Here is a 17,113-nt window from a genome sequence, read left to right on the forward strand (position 1 = left end):
CGACGGGGGTTTTTTTATAATGCTTTCGCAACGTGTTGAAAATAGCTTTGCGGGTGTGGTACGAGCGCTTCATACGTTAATGTCGCACGTTCATGCGTCACGACATCTTCAATCGAAATCTCGTCTATATCGTGCGCAATACAAGCGCGGAAATCAGCAAGTGTACACGTCACAATCGTTTCGACTTCTTCTCGTTGTAGCGTAAATGTCGGTATCGTTTCGCCGACATCATATACGAAGCAACGCGCCCATTCACGATCATGAATACGTGATGTTTTGACGACATTCGGAATGGTGCCAATCGGTCGTAAATCATGTATCGATAACGTTAATCCAATTTCTTCGGCAATTTCACGTACACCATCTGCGACAGTTTCAGTAGCGAGTAAATGCCCCGCTGCTGTAATATCATACCGCGACGGATAATCTTTTTTCATAGCACTACGTAATTGAAGATACACGATGCGCTCACCTTTTTTCGTCCCCGTTAACCAACAATGAAACGTTTCGTGCCAAAGTCCTTTTGCGTGAATGTTATCACGCGTCGCTTCACCGATACGTTCATCACGTTCATTGAATACTGCAAGTACTTCCATGTGATCACCTTACTATTCTGCAAAGTCAAATGTCACTTTGCCATTTTCTAATTTTAATTTTGCACTAAATGGATTACCCTTTTTCGACTTAAACCCTTTTAAAATCGCCGTTTCACCTTTCGTGACGAGATCGGTCAATTGCTTCGGCGATATTTTTTTCTGTGCGACGATTTTAGATATCGTCATTTTACAGCCTGCTTTATAATTCGTACACCCGTAAAATGACTTATGTTCAATCAATTGACCACCTTCACAACTCGGACACGCAACGATCGGTTCACGTGAAGCTACCGGCACTGCTGCTGCTTTCGCTTCGCTTAAATCGGTTTTCTCAATCGTTTGCGGTGTCGTTTCGATGAGATGACGTAAAAACTTTTCTACGCTTTGGAAAAAGGCTTGTTGCGTTCCTGTACCTTCACCAATTTTACGTAAATACGTTTCCCACTTGGCCGTCATAATCGGACTTGCAAGTAGAGACCCTTCAATCACTTGACAAAGCACACGTCCTTTTGGTGTAAGTGAAACAATATTTTTCGTCACCGTAATATATTCATGCTTTTTAATCGTTTCGATAATGCCTGCACGCGTCGCTTCAGTACCGATTCCTTCAACTTCTTTTAAAATATCACTTTCCGCTTCATCATCGACGAGTTTCCCACACGTTTTCATCATTTGAATAAGTTGTCCTTCAGTAAATGGCTTCGGTGGTTTCGTTTCACCTTCATGTACATGAATATCCGCTTCTACCGTCTCACCTTGTTCAACGATTGGTAACGTCGGTTCATCGTCCTCTTTTTTGCGTGGCCACAATGCACGGAAGCCGATATCTTTTTCTACTTTTCCGACAGAATAAAACAATACATCTTGCACATTCGTTTCAACGGTTGTTTCTTCATAAACGTAGTCACGATGGAACATTGCGAGCGTCGTACGCATAATTTCTACGTAAATGCGCTTTTCCGCATCGCTTAATTTAGCCAGTCGTTCCACAGTTGGTACCGTCTTCGTTGGAATGATTGCATAGTGCTCTTCTACTTTAGAAGCATCGACATAACGTTTTGACGGTTGTACGTTAGCGTCAAACGGTGTTTTCATCACTTGTTGATACGCCGTCACATTTTCTGCTAAATATTGAAATTCAGCTGGTGTAATGTATTGGCAGTCCGATCTCGGATACGACACAAGTTTCTTTTCATACAATTTTTGAACAGTTTCTAACACCATTTTCGGACTGAACTTCCACATACGGTTCGCTTTTTGTTGAAGCGTGGAGAGCGAATGCAGTTTTGGTGGTAAATTACGTTTCATTTTCTTCGTCACTTTGTCAATGACACCAGGCATTGGCGTATGCTCTGCAATGCTTGCTCGTTGTAAAATGGCGAGTGCTTCTTCATACGTATCTTTTTTTACTTTCGCTTTCCCTTTATACATTCCTCGTTGTGCTTGGAACTGACCAATGATTTCATAAAACTTTTTCGGTTGAAAATTTTCAATCTCACGCTGGCGTTCGTAAATCATGTAAACGGTTGGCGATTGCACACGGCCGATTGACATTACTTCGTTTAATCCTTGTTGTTTTAACAGTACTGTATAAAGGCGACTTGCATTCATGCCGACGAGCCAATCGCTAATTTGACGGGTTTCCGCTTCTTCAAACATGCGCAAATCTTTTTCATTACTTTGTAATGATTGAAATCCTTTTCGAATTTCGTCGCGTTCTAACGAATTAATCCATAAGCGTTCAATACGACGATGACGAATACCTGCTTGGCGTAAAATCGAGTAAAAAATATTCGAGCCTTCGCGATCTACGTCACATGCATTAATAATGAGGTCCGCTTGCTTTAGTAGTTTCTTTACTTCTTGAAATTGCTCCCATTTGCCTTTCGCGACCTTATATTCATACTTTTTTGGAATCATCGGCAAGACGTCTAATTTCCAACGTTTCCATGCGCTATCATATTCTGCTGGTGCTTTTAACTCAACTAAATGACCGATGCCCCACGTAATTGTCGCACCGTCCGGAAAAATAGCATCTGGTGCAAGCGTAATAAAGTGTTTCGTTTTTTTTGCGACTTTAAACGCTTCTGCATACGCTTTTGCTTGTGACGGCTTTTCTGCTAAAATGACAATCATTGAACCGCCTCCTGTTGCAGTGCAATCCATTTTTCATCAAGTAATGTTCGCGTTAATCGTGCTAATGGTAGCCCGACAACCGACAAATAATCTCCTTCGATTTTCTCAACGAAAAAGACACCGTCTGTTTGAATACCGTAGCCACCTGCTTTATCAAACGGATCTCCTGTTTGTACATACGCCTCGATGAATTCATCGCTTAACGGATAAAACGTGACACGAACGGTTTCAACGAACGTCACTTCTTTATGGCCTTCAATAATAGCAACCGCCGTCATTACTTCATGCGTTGTACCACTCAATGCCTTCAAATGGGCAACCGCTTCCACGTGATTTTTCGGCTTATGTAGCAATTGTCCATCTTTGACGACAATTGTATCCGACCCAATGACGACAGCATCAGGTGCGTCGATTGCACGCGTTTTTAGTAATGCAACGTCGCGCACGTATTGGGCAGCTGTTTCAAATGGTACACTCGTTTCTTCTACGTCCGCTGATTGTACGTCAAATTCGATACCGAGTTGACCGAGTAATTCGCGGCGGCGTGGTGATTGTGAAGCTAAAATAAATCGCTTTGTCGTTTCAAATTGCATCGTTACATCCCTCTCATTTCTTTCATTCCATTTTATCATTCGTCATGACTTTACAAAAGGTATCGCAATCTAGTATGTTTATCAATACACTACATATAAAAAGGAGTCGTTATTATGAATAAAGAACAATTAATGACACATGCACGTGCCGTTTTAAAACACTCTTATAGCCCATACTCAAAATTCCCCGTCGGCGCTGCCATCTTAATGAAAGACGGGACAGTCATTAGCGGCGTTAATGTCGAAAACGTTTCGTTTGGCGCGACAAACTGTGCAGAACGTACAGCCATTTTCACCGCGATTACACAAGGTTATCAAAAAGGTGATTTCGAAGCGATTGCGGTCGCTGGTGAAACAGAGGACTTCTTACCGCCATGTAATATTTGTCGCCAAGTCATGGTTGAATTTTTCGCACCAACGACACCTGTATACTTAACGAACGGCGCTGGAGATATTCGTGAATTTTTATTAAAAGATATCGCGCCACTCGCTTTCACAGAACTAGATATGTAAAAAAGACTCATACGTTTAAGCGTATGAGCCTTTTTCTATTGCTGTTTTTTTCGTTTTGTATACCATTTCAACATGAAGAACCAGCCACCGACGAAGATGACAAGTCCTACAATTGTCGGGCCAAATACGACGCGACCGACGATTAAATAACTCATAATTACCATCACGACAAGCCAAGCAATGGCGAAAAAGGCAACAAACTGCCAAGGAATTTTCATATTACGGTCTTTCTCCTTCCAATAACCCATATATCGCATGGCTCACAAAATGATCGTATAGCCATTCAGATTCTCGCACAGTTCCTTCAAATGTAAAGCCGAGGCGTTCTGGTATCGCACGGCTCGCTGCATTGCCAAGCGCTGCGCGAATTTCAATGCGATGTAAATGTACTTTATCAAATAAATATGTACATAAATGTTGTACACTTTTCGTCATAATCCCTTTACCGGTAAAATCGGGTGACAGCCAATACCCAATCGATGTCGAACGATTTTCGCGACTAATTTCATGCGTTCCAACCGTTCCTGCAAATTGTCCATTATATAAAATCGCCATATTAATGACGCCACTAACAGCAAATTGCTTTTCAGTAAACGCAATAAATTGACGGGTATCTAAAACGGTCTGCGTTCCATCTACCCAAGGCAGCCATTGTTTAAAATAAGCACGGTTGCGATCAATCGTTTCAAACATTGCTGAAGCGTGTGCATCACTTAACGATTCTAACGTAATCTGTTCATCTATTTGCCATTTCATCTAATCACTGCCCTTCTTAAGTTGCGCTTATTATACCATGCTCGCTTCCCGTTTGTCGGCTACCGAGGCGCGTTGTCACGAATTAGTCACGTTGTTCAAATTGACGAATCGTCTCGCCAAGCGCTTCGATGACAAGTGCTGGTGTTACACTATAATGGCTGTTTTTTTGTGCTAATTGCATCGCACATATCGCTTGCATATAACTCGCCGCTTGCATCGCTTCTAATGCTGTTGCTCCTTGTGTAACAAACGATAAAATCATACCCGTTAATACGTCACCGCTTCCACCTTTTCCGAGTGCATCATCTCCAATTGGCAATATCCACACATCGCCATCAGGTGTTGATATGATGGAACGATGCCCTTTCAATAATAAATACACGCCATACGTTTGCGCAAATTGCTTCGCATAGTGTAAACGATTCGCTTCAATATCCGCAACGGTCGTTCCACAAAGCATCGCCATCTCCCCAGGATGTGGCGTCATCATAATCGTTTTATCGTTACGAGACATTTCCGCTAAATGTGGTAAAAAAGCGTATAAACCATCTGCATCAATGATTAACGTCTGTGGGCCTTCTACGTTTAATAAGTACGCCGCAACATCTGATAAATGCGGTGCTCTCCCTAGTCCAGGACCGAATGCAATCGCACGTACATGCGTAAATGATTGCTGTGCTAGCCCATGTAATGTCATATAGCCATCTGACGCTTCTACAGCATGTAATAACGCATACGGCGCTTGTAACATAATGGCCTGTTGCAACATTTCTGGCACGACGAGTGATACGAGACCGATACCACTATGGAAAGCTGCATTTGTACTATATAGCGGTGCACCGACATATTGTTTAGAACCACCGATAACCGCACCATGGCCGAACGTTCCTTTATGACCATAGGCGACACGCTTCGGCAAGGCATTGCGAACAGTCGCTTCATCTATTAACTTCGGTGCTGATAACCGTAACGTTTCAACGAGCGTAGCTGGTACTGAAATGTCCACGACGATCAGTTTGCCAACAAAACGAGACGCTTGGTGTAAATAAAAACCAATTTTTGGTTGGGCTAATGTAAATGTGACATCTGCGATAATCGCTTCCGTCGCTTCTCCCGTATCAGCACATAGCCCCGAAGGTATATCGACAGCGATAACGAAAGCATCGCACGTATTAATCAGCGGAATAAGCCATGCATATACCGCGCGTAATGCGCCATTCATGCCCGTTCCTAATAAACAATCAATAATGGTATTTATAGGGGCTAATAAACGTTTCATTTGCAATTCATTTTCACATATCGTCATTGGAATGTTTCGACGCTTTAAAATGTCATAATGCACGCGCGCATCTCCACGAATTCGCTGTTCATCAGTTGCGACAAACACACATACGTCATATCCTAAGTCAACGAGACGGCGAGCAATGACAAAACCATCTCCGCCATTGTTCCCACTCCCACAAAGAACGGCAATTCGTCCTTTGAATACCATCTTTTCACGACCAGCCATTACCACTGCATTCCCAGCAATCTCCATTAAACTAGGACCTGCAATACCAATCGTTTCTATCGTATATCGATCTAATTGTTTCATTTGCGTACTCGTTAATGCATACATTTTAGGCACCCCTCCATCGTTCAAGCAAAAATTTCTTCTATCTATTATATAATACTGTTCAATAATATAGTCATAACAGCCTATACAAATACATGCAACTATTCAATAGAAGCAATATCAAAAAGACGTATGTTCAACATTTTTATTTTTACATTAAATATTATCGCAAAAAATTATCTTATTATTGCTAATTATGAAAAAAAGTTTTTTTCAACCGTATAGGGGTATACTATTTTATTGAAAGGACTGATCAATCGATGGATAAGACAATGGATCAATTAGACAAGGTGATTTTGAATATAAATGATTATTTATATTCTTATGTCATCATTGGAATTATTTTAATCGTCGGTATTTTCTTTACACTACGTGGTCGTGGAATGCAGTTTACGCTCATTCCTGAAATGTTCCGTGTGTTAACAGATAAAGCAACCGTAGACGGTAAAGGTAAAAAAGGCGTATCTTCTTTCCAAGCATTCACAATCTCTGCTGCATCACGTATCGGTACAGGTAACATCGTTGGTGTCGCAGCAGCAATTACAATCGGTGGTGCCGGTGCAGTATTTTGGATGTGGGTCATGGCGTTAGTCGCTGCGGCTTCTTCATTCGTAGAAAGTACATTAGCACAACTTTACAAAGTAAAAGACGGCAATGATTTCCGTGGAGGCCCTGCTTACTATATGGAGCGTGGACTTCAAAAACGTTGGATGGGTATTATTTTCGCAATCGCGATTACACTATGTTATGCGTTCGTATTCAATGCTGTTCAAACAAATACGATTGCAACAACATTCAACACAAGCTTTGGTATTAATGAAGTTTGGATGGGTATTATCGTCGTTATTTTAACGGCACTCATTATTTTTGGTGGTGTACAACGTATCGTACAAGTAACACAATGGCTCGTACCGATTATGGCAATTGCTTATATTTTAATTGCACTCATCGTCATTGTATTGAATGTTACAGCATTACCTGCGATGTTCCAACTTATTTTCAAAGAAGCATTTACATTTGATGCAGGTACAGGTGGTCTTGTCGGTGCAGCAGTTATGCAAGGTTTCAAACGTGGTTTATTCTCCAATGAAGCCGGTTTAGGTTCCGCACCAAATGCCGCTGCAACAGCAAACGTTACGCACCCTGTTAAACAAGGTTTAATTCAAACATTAGGTGTATTCGTTGATACAATGCTCGTATGTACTGCGACTGCTACCATCGTCTTATTAGGTGGCGTTTATGGCACAAATGCTACATCAGATTCACGTGTTGATATTACACAACAATCATTAGTCGGTCAACTTGGCGATTGGGCGGGTATTTTCTTAACAATTGCGCTATTCATGTTTGCTTTCAGTTCAGTCATCGGTAACTACTATTACGGTGAAACGAACTTAGAATTCATTAAAAAGTCGAAAAAACTAATGTTCACATATCGTTTAATCGTTCTTGGATTCGTGATGTTCGGGGCTGTTGCAAAAGTGGCACTCGTATGGGATTTAGCAGATTTATTCATGGCTATTATGGCCCTTATCAACTTAATCGCCATTTTCTTATTAAACAAAACGGCATTCCGTTTGTTAAAAGACTATCGTGCACAACGTAAAAAAGGGAAAGATCCAGTATTTTATGCAGATCAAATGCCTGATTTAAAAAATATCGAATGTTGGGACCGTCATCGCGACGATCACTAGCACAAAAAGAGGCTGGGACAAAACATTTCATTTTCCTTTTTAGCGTTCGCAACAAAAAACCGGAACCGCGCCGCGGCGCGATTCCGGTTTTTTTATGCTCATTTGAGATGGTGTTTGTACACTTATCTCCCAGCCTCTTTTTGTATGCGATTATTATCGAATGACAACTGCGTGCTGTTGTGCATTGTATGCTTTTTCAAGTGCATAACCATTTGTCCAATACGTATGACGCTCAGATGATGGATCAGCTACTTTATATTCACCGATTGTTGAATCGTAACCGACTAACAATACGATGTGTAAGTTATCAACGGCTTCTTCTGTACCTGGCGTACCGAAATCCCATTCACCGATTACAGGTGCTTCGAAATCTTTTGTAACATAAAGAACTACTGGATTACCTTTTTCAAGCTCAGCACGAACATCTTGAATGTTGCTGCCTGAAATGTCTGCAATGTGCTTGCTATAACGTTCTTTTGCATATGCCGCAAGTGGTGCTGGGTAAATCGTTTGGTAGTAGCTTTCAGGAGACGCTTCGTACGGTGAACCGACAAATCCTTCGTTCGGATTACGGTCTGCTGTTGGCATATTGTCTAATACTGCATCTAGCGTATCTTCTGTATATCCTTTAAATTTCAAGCCCATTAATAGAGCAGCGCCTTCGCAACCGAATGGCGCATTTACTGGTTCATATTGATTTACGTAAGGAACGTCTAGTTCGATATGTACTGCGCCAGCCATTTGCGGTAGTACTGTTTCATCTAAAATGAAGCCATGACCGTATGGTGTTTGCACTTCTAACCACAAGTTTTTACCAATATGTTTTTTCGATAGCACGCTTACTACTGTTGCAACAGGCAACACAGTCGTTACGGCTGCTGTCGTTTCCATAGATGTATATAATTTTGTGTCATCTGTGAACGTCACAAACGGCTCTGGCGCTGCATTTTTATTTTTTTGTGTCGCGACAAGTGCTGCTGCACCTGCAATCGCGCTTAAAGTTAATCCAACTTTTAATGATTTTTTCATAATTATTCTTCCTTTCGCAATTCAGACATTACTTTATTATACAAATAGCCTGATTCAATTGTCACGCAGTAGCCTACAATTCCGTATTCGCATGCATGGCCGCTTCTGCTTCTTGCCATGGTACGACGTATCCTTTGCCATGTGAACAGAAAATAGAGTTCGATGTATATGCTGGATCTGCATTTTTATCGTAGCCAATTGTCGCAATGACTTCTTTTGTATTATGACATACATCATACCCATCAAACACGAGGCGAATGCTGCCCTTACCATTCGTATAAGCTGCATATTGCGTCGGATAATCTAAAAAGCTTGCGACAGGGACACGCGCTTTTAACGATACGTAGTCCCCTTCTGTAATTGGTGCTTCAAACGTGCCACTTGCTTGTTGAATATCGCTCATCATGCGCCCTAAATGATCGAGATGCGCGCGCAAATGAACAGCGTAATACGGTTCTAGCAATATATTTTCTGCTTGTTCTAATCCTTGTCGAATCGCACGATGTGTCGCTTCGCGGAAGTCGCCACCTTCCGTATGTTTAACGTGCGCACGACCTGTAACGAGCGTTATTTCTACGTCCGTTAACGCAGAACCTGTTAATAAACCGTGATGTTCCCGTGCAAAAATATGATGTTCAATGACATTTTGTTGACCGATGAGTAAATGATCGGCGTGACATTCATTTTTAAATGTCACACCGCTATTACGCGCAGTCGGTGTTAAACGGAGATGTACTTCCGCATAATGTTTTAACGGTTCAAAATGTCCGTATCCTTTAACCGTCTGTGCAATCGTCTCTTTATAAATAATTGTTGGCCGTTCAAATGTGACACGTAGCGCGAAACGTTCTAGCAACACATGCGCAAGTACTTCTAATTGAATGTTCCCCATAATGCTCAATTGAATTTCTTGTACATCTTCTCGCCACGTCACTTGAAGCGATGGATCTTCCGCTTCTAACATGCGGAAATACGGCAACATTTCCTTTGCGGAAACATCTTCTTCAAACTCCACACGTGTGCGCAACGTCGCGACGAGACTTGGCATTTCATATGATTTCGTATCGCCGAAAGTCGTACCGATAACTGCGTTTTTCAAGCCATATATACCGACACTTTGACCGGCAACAGCTACTGATAATTGGTCAAATTTTTGACCGTTATATAAACGAATTTGACCGACTTTCATCGTTTCTCCGTTAATGTCTAATGCTGTACGTGCAGGCAACGTACCGCTATCTATTTTTAAGTATGCAATACGCTGACCATTTTCATCATGGCGTACTTTGTATACACGCGCAGCAAACGGCGCATCTGCATCGTAATGTGTCGCCGTCAATGTATGAAAATCATTTAAAAACGACGCGACCCCTACATCTTGTAACGCTGAACCGTAATGAATTGGAAATGCACGTCGTTGTTGAATCAATTTTTGCAACGTTTCGTGCCATAATTGCGCATCGTAACCATGTTCGAAGTACGTATCCATTAACGATTCATCTAACGCTGCAATTTCTTCTATTAAATCTTCATGCATCGGTGTTAAGCGCTCTGTGAGTAACAATGTATGAGGTGTCAGCAATTGTTGAATGCTTGCGATTGCCGCTTCTAAATTTGCGCCTTCCCGGTCCATTTTATTAATGAAGAAGAACGTCGGTATGTGATGTTTTTTGAGCAATTGCCAAACGGTTTCTGTATGCCCTTCTACACCGTCTACCGCATCTACAAGCAACACAGCGTAATCTAGCACTTGAATAGAGCGTTCCATTTCTGGTGAAAAATCGACGTGTCCAGGTGTATCAATCATCGTATATGTATCATCGCCATATGAAAAAACGCCTTGCTCCGCAAAAACGGTAATGCCGCGTGCACGTTCAATCGGATGCAAATCTAAAAACGCATCTTGATGATCGACACGTCCACGTGATTGTATCGTTGCACCGTAGTACAATAGTTGTTCCGAAAAAGTCGTCTTTCCCGTATCGACATGTGCAAAAATCCCGAAAGTTTTATACATTTTCGTTCCTCATTTCTATCAAATTCCCTTTATTATAGCACTTTCTAACCTTCTTTTATTCCCTCAATAAACCGCGCTAAAACTGTTAGGACAAAACAGTTGTAATGTCGAAGGCGTCTTTTTAAACTACAGAAAAGGAGGCTGTGTACATGATGCAAGTTGGTGATACTTTCTCTTGGAAACGGACGTTTACAAGAGGTGACGTTTTAGCATTTAGTAACATTACAGGCGACTTTGGTTCGCTTCATACGGTGCCTGACCAGCAAGGTCGCGTACGCGTGCATAGTTTACTCGTAGCGAGCATCGCGACAAAAATTGGTGGTGATCTCGATTTCTTCTCTGAAAAACTCGACCATACGTTTGTAAAAGCTGTTTATACCGGTGAAGAAATTTGTTGCAAAATTACGATTACCGATGTATTTTCTCTTGAAGACCGCTTCCACGTCGACATGTCGCTTATTTTTTTAAATTCTGAAGGCGAAACCGTTGCAACGGGAAAGGGGAACGGTTTTATTCCTAAAAATATTTCATAATAAAAATCGCGTCCCGATCAATACGGCACGCGATTTTTTAAATATTTAAAAACGATTTTAAATCATGCATACGTGCATTTGCTTCATGTAAACCGAGACGATAGTTCGCACGCATTTTTGCGACGTCTTTTTCCATCCCTTCAATCGCATATGGCGGACGATAAATAAATGCTTTTCCTTCTGCTTCTAATCGTTCACAATAAGCGACCGTTTCATTGTAACGATCGACACGTTTGAGCATGACATCAACGAGTGCAGGATATTTTTTGCGCAATAACTGTATCGCTGTTTTCGTCTGACGATCCATCCGTTTGTAGTACCCTTTCGGACGTGTTAACACGATGACATGCTTATCATAACCTTCTTCTACTGCATGATGAATCGGAATCGGGTCCGCTAAACCACCATCGTAATAAGGCGTGCCGTTGAGTTTAATTTCAGGGAACATAATTGGAATCGCACACGTTGCACGTAACAACTGACATTCAAGGTCCATATCTTTTACATCTAAAAATTCTACTTCTCCTGTTAGCGCATTTGTCACGCCAGCGTATGCTTGTCCTTCATAGCTTTTAAATGTATCCCAGTCAAACAGTTCTAATTCATTCGGTAATACATTCCACCCAAAATCTAACCCAAACAATGAACGCTCTGTTAAAAAGTTTCGTAAACCGATATAACGTTTATCGTGTCGATATTGTGTGAAGACGCGCATCGTACGTTCCGGTTGTTTCGAAATGTACGAGCATAAATTAATCGCACCTGCAGAAATGCCTAATATATAAGGCATCATAATGTCTTCTTTTAAAAATGTATCGAGTATGCCACTCGTATAGATCGTTCGAAACGTACCGCCTTCTAAAATCAAACTTGCTTTTTCCATTTTGCCACTTCCCTTATATGAGTCCTTATTATCGTACACTAAACATTCAGCGCTTGTCATAAAAAAAAGACCGCAATCGCGATCTCTTCTTTACTATAAACACGATGATGTGAGAGAAGTATTGCTGCTTTGCTCCACCCAATCGTAAGGTGTTTCTTGATAAACGTAATAGTTTAACCAGTTCGAAAACAATAAATGTGTATGCGAGCGCCACGTATTTAACGGACGTTTCGTCGGGTCATCATTCGGGAAGTAATGTTTCGGCACTTCTGGATTTAAACCACGTGCTACGTCGCGTTCGTACTCATCGCGTAACGTTTCTGCATCATATTCTAAATGACCTGTTACCATAATGTTGCGTTCATCTTTCGAAATGACTAAGAAAATACCCGCTTCATCAGAGGCTGACAATACTTCTAACTCAGGGTGATTACGGACAGCATCTGTTGGCACAGACGTATTGCGTGAATGTGGTGCGGTGAAAATATCGTTAAATCCGCGAATTAATTTCACCGTACTATCATATACTTCATGCGTGAAAATACCCGAACATTTTGAAGGTAGCGGGTACTTACCGATGCCATAATAATGATAAAGCGCTGCTTGTGCGCCCCAACATATGTGCATCGTCGAAGTTACATTTTCTTTTGCCCAGTCTAATACTTTTTTATGTTCTTCCCAGAAATCAACTTCATGGAATTCGAATAGCTCGATCGGTGCCCCCGTAATAATCATGCCATCGAAACGTTCGTGCTTGATTTCTTCAAACGTCGAATAAAATGTTTCTAAATGTGATTTCGATACATTTTTAGACTCATGTGTTGCCGTATTTAAAAATGTTACATTTACTTGCAGCGGTGTATTCCCGAGTAAACGTAGTAATTGTAACTCCGTTTTTTCCTTTTCCGGCATTAAGTTAAAAATTAAAATGTTTAACGGACGAATGTTTTGGCTTTTTGAACGCTCTTCATCCATAATGAAAATTTTCTCTTCTTTTAAATGTTCGGCAGCCGGTAGATGTTGTGGAATATTAATTGGCATATCTTAGAACCCCCTCAAATTCATTAAAAAAGCCCTTCTAAAAAAATAAGAAGGGCTTTTCATCCGTTTCTTATCTTCCAGGAATATCCTGTAGGACTTAGCACCTTTCTGCATGACGCAGAGGTTGCTGAAGCGTCATCGGGCCGTATCCCTCAGCTTCTCTTGATAAGACTATGCAGTTGTACATTATCATAGCAGAAAGCATTTAATTTTGCAAACTTTTCTGAAAAAATAGAGAACTTCTATGAAAATAAAAAAAACGCATAGTAACGAACTCCGTTACTACGCTTTTTTTCATTACTCAACGCTTTCTGTTTTGAAACGGTTCATTTCTTGTTGTAACGATTTGCTCAGTGCCATCAGTTGTTCAGATGCCGTTGTGACATGTTCCATCGCATTCATTTGATCGGTACTTGATGCACTTACCTCTTCGCAAGCAGCAGCTGTTTCTTCTGCATTCATTGCTAATTGTTTCATCACATCTTGCATCGTTTGTTTATATGTGGCAATTGTTTCGACAGATGTTGAAACCGTCTCAATCATCGTCATCAGTTGCGACATATCGTTGGCGACGTGGTCAAATACTGTCGATGTTTGCTGAACACTTTGTGCCTGCTCAGTAAATTGCGCAATCATTTGTTTCATTTCCGTTGCAACCATTTTTGCGTCTTGCTGTAAAGCCTCAATCGTTGCACGTACACCATCTGTCGCGTGCGTTGATTGCTGCGCTAATTTTTGCACTTCATTTGCTACGACAGCAAATCCTTTACCATATTCACCTGCACGAGCCGCCTCAATTGAAGCATTTAGTGCTAACAATGTCGTCTGGTCTGCGATTTGCCCAATCACATTTAACACATCGTGAACCGATGCTACTTTCATGTATAGCGAACGCACCGCTTCTGTCATCGCATTTAATCGTTGTTCAGATGCTTCAAATGCTCGTTCTAATTGTACGACTTGTTGTTTTCCTTCTATTGTTTGCGTAGACGTCGTTTCTGTTTGCGCAATCATATCGTGCATTTGTTGTTCAATGACTTGTAAACGCTCTGCCCACATCGCTGTATCTCGTTCCGCATCTTCTGTCCGATGCGTAGCAGTGACAGCGGTTGCCGCAATTTGTTGCATAGCTGCTGTAATTTCTTCGCTCGATGCGTTCGTTTCTTGCATCAATGCACTTAATTGTTGTGCATGTCCATCTACATTCATTGTCGATGATTTCACCGTATTCATTAAGTGCTGCATTTTTTCTGTCATCAATGCGAAATCGTGTGCTAGACGGCCAATTTCATCTTCCCCACGATAATCATAGCGTGCTGTTAAATCCCCTTCAGCAACTTCATGCATCGTCTGTTGCATATGTGAAAGTGGTTGTAAGCGACGTGTCAATGACCACATTAAAAATAGTGCCATTGCGATAAAGATAGCGATTGAAAAACTAATAATTAACCATTTCACATCGTTCGCCGCACTCGCAATCATCGCTTCATCGTACACTGTCGCGACTTTCCAATTAACATCGGCAATCGTATTATACACGATGACATAGTTTTTCCCTTTATAGTCCACATGCATGACGCCACTCTGTTGATCGGTTTGTTGTAGTTTTTTCATGTACGATACATTTTCGCCAGGCTTCGCACCTTTTGGCTGAACGAGTACTTGACCATCTGCACCGACTAACACAGCGAAGCCACCATAGTCTAATGTCGTTTCACGTAATTCATTCGTAATGGCATTCAATGAAATATCTGCACCGACAACCCCGACAACATTTCCTTTTGATTGGACTGCTTTTGCGGCACTAATCGTTTCTTTTTTCGTCGCAGCATCTACATACGGTGCTGTCCAAATCACTTCATTCGGCTTTGCGACCGCTGCTTTGTACCAATCGCGTGATGTCGCATCAAAATCTTTCCCTAAGTCGACTTTCGGTAAAATCGTTAAGCTCTTATCGGCTAAACCGTAATATGCGGAAGACGCTTCATGATAATCGTTTCGATAATTTTCTAAACGCGCTGCAATGTGTTCTTTTTCGGTCATTTCCTGCGTCGTTGCTAGTTGCGATAAACTATTACTATACGATGCGATAAATTTTGACATGCTCGAAGCCATTGACGTCGTAATCACATGACCTTGATTAATAACAGTTTTTGTAGTTTGTTTGACGACGCGCCCAGACGTCATCACAGTGATGAGTGTCAGCCCTACGAATAAGACGCCTAAAATCGACACCATCAATTTCCATTTAATCGATTTTTTCATTGCTTATACGCATCCTTTTCACTAGTATAAATATCACAATTTTCAGTATAGCAAATATTTTTCAGAAAATTAACATAAAATTATATATTTCGACAAAATGCTTAGGTTTTTATATCTAAATCACTAGTAGACCTTTTGACTCAAGAAATTGTTTAGATGAAATAACTAAATTTTCTTTATATTATGTATTTTCCAACAAAAATAATAGCGCTATGATAAAATCAGTTTATATTACGTATAAAGGGTGTGCTAGTTTGAATTTTCAACGTTCTCAATTAATGAAACAATTTCCAAAAGCTATTTTCGGTGATTTAAAAGCCGCAGCTAATCGCGCAAAAGCACAAGGGCAAACATTAATCGATTTAAGTCTCGGTAGCCCTGATTTGCCACCGCATCCACTCGTGCGTGAGACGCTCTCAACAGCGGCCGCTTTACCGGACAGTTATGGTTATACGCTCGGAGGAATCGATGCTTTTCATGAAGCGGTCGCGCGTTACTACAAACGCCGTGTCGATGTTACACTGGACCCCGCTTCAGAAGTGTTACAAACGATCGGTTCTCAAGAAGGGCTCGTTCATTTACCATTGGCCTTTTGCAACCCGGGCGATATCGTGTTGACGACAGATCCTGGATATGTTGCATACGAAGCTGGTATTCGTCTTGCAAAAGCAGAAGCATATTATATGCCACTTACGGCAGAACATCATTATTTACCAGATTTAAACGCCATTCCACCACATATCGCACAACGCGCTACGTTACTCATTTTAAATTTACCAGGTAACCCTGTACCAGCAATGCCGAGCTTACAATACTTTAATGAAGTCGTTGCTTTTGCTAAAAAATATAATATTATCGTTCTACACGATGCTGCTTACTCGGAGTTTTATTTCGAAGGCGATGCGCCGATGTCCTTTTTACAGGCAGAAGGTGCAAAAGATGTCGGTATGGAAACGAACTCATTATCGAAAAGCTTTAGTTTAGCAGGCGCGCGTATCGCTTACCTCGTCGGCAACGCTGACATGTTAGATGTGTTACGAGCATTAAAATCAAATTTAGATTACGGCATTTTTGAACCGATTCAACGTGCTGCTGTCACAGCACTAGATCATGCTGAAATGATTACAGATACATTGCGTCAAACGTTTAAAGTTCGTCATACGCTACTGCGCGAAGGACTCACAAACTTAGGATGGGACGTTGCGCCTTCATCTGGCGGTATGTTTTTATACGCCAAATATCCATTACAACAATTCGATGATGTCGCTTTTGCATATCACCTTATCGAACAAACTGGTATCGTCGTTGTGCCAGGTTCTGCATTTGGCAAAAATGGTGCACAACACGTACGTATTGCACTCGTACAACCTGAATCAGTGTTGCAGGAAGCGTTAGAACGCCTTCAAACACTCGTTTAAGACATACAAAAGGCTCCGTCTCAT

Annotated in this window: 15 protein-coding genes and 1 riboswitch; of the genes, 4 read left to right on the plus strand and 11 right to left on the minus strand. The window is 41.3% G+C overall.

Annotated elements, in window-relative coordinates; translation table 11 throughout:
* Positions 1 to 14: 14 nt before the first annotated feature.
* From KMHG_RS05460 to KMHG_RS05470, 3 genes are read right to left on the minus strand one after another with little or no spacing between them, the layout of a single operon-like run.
* On the minus strand, positions 15 to 596 hold the full coding sequence (locus tag KMHG_RS05460) for an NUDIX hydrolase (protein WP_010287694.1): 582 nt from the start codon (positions 594 to 596) through the stop codon (positions 15 to 17).
* Between the two features lie 12 nt (positions 597 to 608).
* Complete coding sequence (locus KMHG_RS05465) at positions 609 to 2,732, minus strand: type IA DNA topoisomerase (RefSeq protein WP_010287696.1); 2,124 nt, start codon at positions 2,730 to 2,732, stop codon at positions 609 to 611.
* A complete protein-coding gene (locus KMHG_RS05470) occupies positions 2,729 to 3,325 on the minus strand; it encodes a Maf family protein (protein WP_010287697.1) in 597 nt (198 codons plus the stop codon). Before KMHG_RS05470 ends, KMHG_RS05465 begins: the two co-directional genes overlap by 4 nt.
* Before the next feature lie 114 nt (positions 3,326 to 3,439).
* On the opposite strand from KMHG_RS05470, the gene KMHG_RS05475 reads away from it, so the two are divergent.
* Positions 3,440 to 3,838, plus strand: coding sequence for a cytidine deaminase (locus tag KMHG_RS05475; protein ID WP_010287698.1), 399 nt, complete (start codon positions 3,440 to 3,442; stop codon positions 3,836 to 3,838).
* A gap of 35 nt (positions 3,839 to 3,873) precedes the next feature.
* On the opposite strand, the gene KMHG_RS05480 is transcribed toward KMHG_RS05475, so the two are convergent.
* The 3 genes from KMHG_RS05480 to KMHG_RS17415 all read right to left on the minus strand — a co-directional run bounded on the left by KMHG_RS05480 (position 3,874) and on the right by KMHG_RS17415 (position 6,212).
* Positions 3,874 to 4,056, minus strand: a complete 183-nt coding sequence (locus KMHG_RS05480; protein WP_010287699.1) for a hypothetical protein — start codon at positions 4,054 to 4,056, stop codon at positions 3,874 to 3,876.
* Position 4,057: 1 nt separating this feature from the next.
* Complete coding sequence (locus KMHG_RS05485; RefSeq protein WP_010287701.1) at positions 4,058 to 4,594, minus strand: GNAT family N-acetyltransferase; 537 nt, start codon at positions 4,592 to 4,594, stop codon at positions 4,058 to 4,060.
* Positions 4,595 to 4,676: 82 nt separating this feature from the next.
* A complete protein-coding gene (locus tag KMHG_RS17415; RefSeq protein WP_010287705.1) occupies positions 4,677 to 6,212 on the minus strand; it encodes a bifunctional ADP-dependent NAD(P)H-hydrate dehydratase/NAD(P)H-hydrate epimerase in 1,536 nt (511 codons plus the stop codon).
* A 269-nt stretch (positions 6,213 to 6,481) separates the two neighbouring features.
* On the opposite strand from KMHG_RS17415, the gene KMHG_RS05495 reads away from it, so the two are divergent.
* Positions 6,482 to 7,903 (plus strand): alanine/glycine:cation symporter family protein, encoded by a 1,422-nt coding sequence (locus KMHG_RS05495; RefSeq protein WP_010287708.1) that lies wholly within the window; start codon positions 6,482 to 6,484, stop codon positions 7,901 to 7,903.
* A gap of 153 nt (positions 7,904 to 8,056) precedes the next feature.
* Here the strand turns inward: KMHG_RS05495 and KMHG_RS05500 are convergent, their stop codons facing one another.
* Positions 8,057 to 8,932 carry a C39 family peptidase gene (locus tag KMHG_RS05500; RefSeq protein ID WP_010287710.1) on the minus strand — a complete coding sequence of 292 codons (876 nt, stop codon included), beginning with the start codon at positions 8,930 to 8,932 and terminating at the stop codon, positions 8,057 to 8,059.
* A gap of 73 nt (positions 8,933 to 9,005) precedes the next feature.
* The gene (locus tag KMHG_RS05505; RefSeq protein ID WP_010287712.1) at positions 9,006 to 10,949 is read right to left on the minus strand and encodes an elongation factor G; all 1,944 of its coding nucleotides are present in this window, start codon (positions 10,947 to 10,949) and stop codon (positions 9,006 to 9,008) included.
* A 149-nt stretch (positions 10,950 to 11,098) separates the two neighbouring features.
* On the opposite strand from KMHG_RS05505, the gene KMHG_RS05510 reads away from it, so the two are divergent.
* Positions 11,099 to 11,482 carry a hotdog family protein gene (locus KMHG_RS05510; protein ID WP_010287713.1) on the plus strand — a complete coding sequence of 128 codons (384 nt, stop codon included), beginning with the start codon at positions 11,099 to 11,101 and terminating at the stop codon, positions 11,480 to 11,482.
* Between the two features lie 37 nt (positions 11,483 to 11,519).
* On the opposite strand, the gene KMHG_RS05515 is transcribed toward KMHG_RS05510, so the two are convergent.
* The 3 genes from KMHG_RS05515 to KMHG_RS05525 form a co-directional block, all read right to left on the minus strand.
* A complete protein-coding gene (locus KMHG_RS05515) occupies positions 11,520 to 12,365 on the minus strand; it encodes a patatin-like phospholipase family protein (protein ID WP_010287715.1) in 846 nt (281 codons plus the stop codon).
* A 93-nt stretch (positions 12,366 to 12,458) separates the two neighbouring features.
* The gene (metA, locus tag KMHG_RS05520; protein ID WP_010287716.1) at positions 12,459 to 13,406 is read right to left on the minus strand and encodes a homoserine O-acetyltransferase MetA; all 948 of its coding nucleotides are present in this window, start codon (positions 13,404 to 13,406) and stop codon (positions 12,459 to 12,461) included.
* A 67-nt stretch (positions 13,407 to 13,473) separates the two neighbouring features.
* Positions 13,474 to 13,578, minus strand: a riboswitch (SAM riboswitch).
* 125 nt (positions 13,579 to 13,703) lie between these two features.
* Complete coding sequence (locus KMHG_RS05525) at positions 13,704 to 15,671, minus strand: methyl-accepting chemotaxis protein (RefSeq protein ID WP_010287718.1); 1,968 nt, start codon at positions 15,669 to 15,671, stop codon at positions 13,704 to 13,706.
* 254 nt (positions 15,672 to 15,925) lie between these two features.
* On the opposite strand from KMHG_RS05525, the gene KMHG_RS05530 reads away from it, so the two are divergent.
* Positions 15,926 to 17,089 carry an aminotransferase class I/II-fold pyridoxal phosphate-dependent enzyme gene (locus tag KMHG_RS05530; protein ID WP_010287719.1) on the plus strand — a complete coding sequence of 388 codons (1,164 nt, stop codon included), beginning with the start codon at positions 15,926 to 15,928 and terminating at the stop codon, positions 17,087 to 17,089.
* Positions 17,090 to 17,113 lie beyond the last annotated feature (24 nt).

Origin of the sequence: Kurthia massiliensis (assembly GCF_000285555.1) — a bacterium.
In the GTDB taxonomy this organism is placed as follows: Bacteria; Bacillota; Bacilli; order Bacillales_A; family Planococcaceae; genus Kurthia; species Kurthia massiliensis.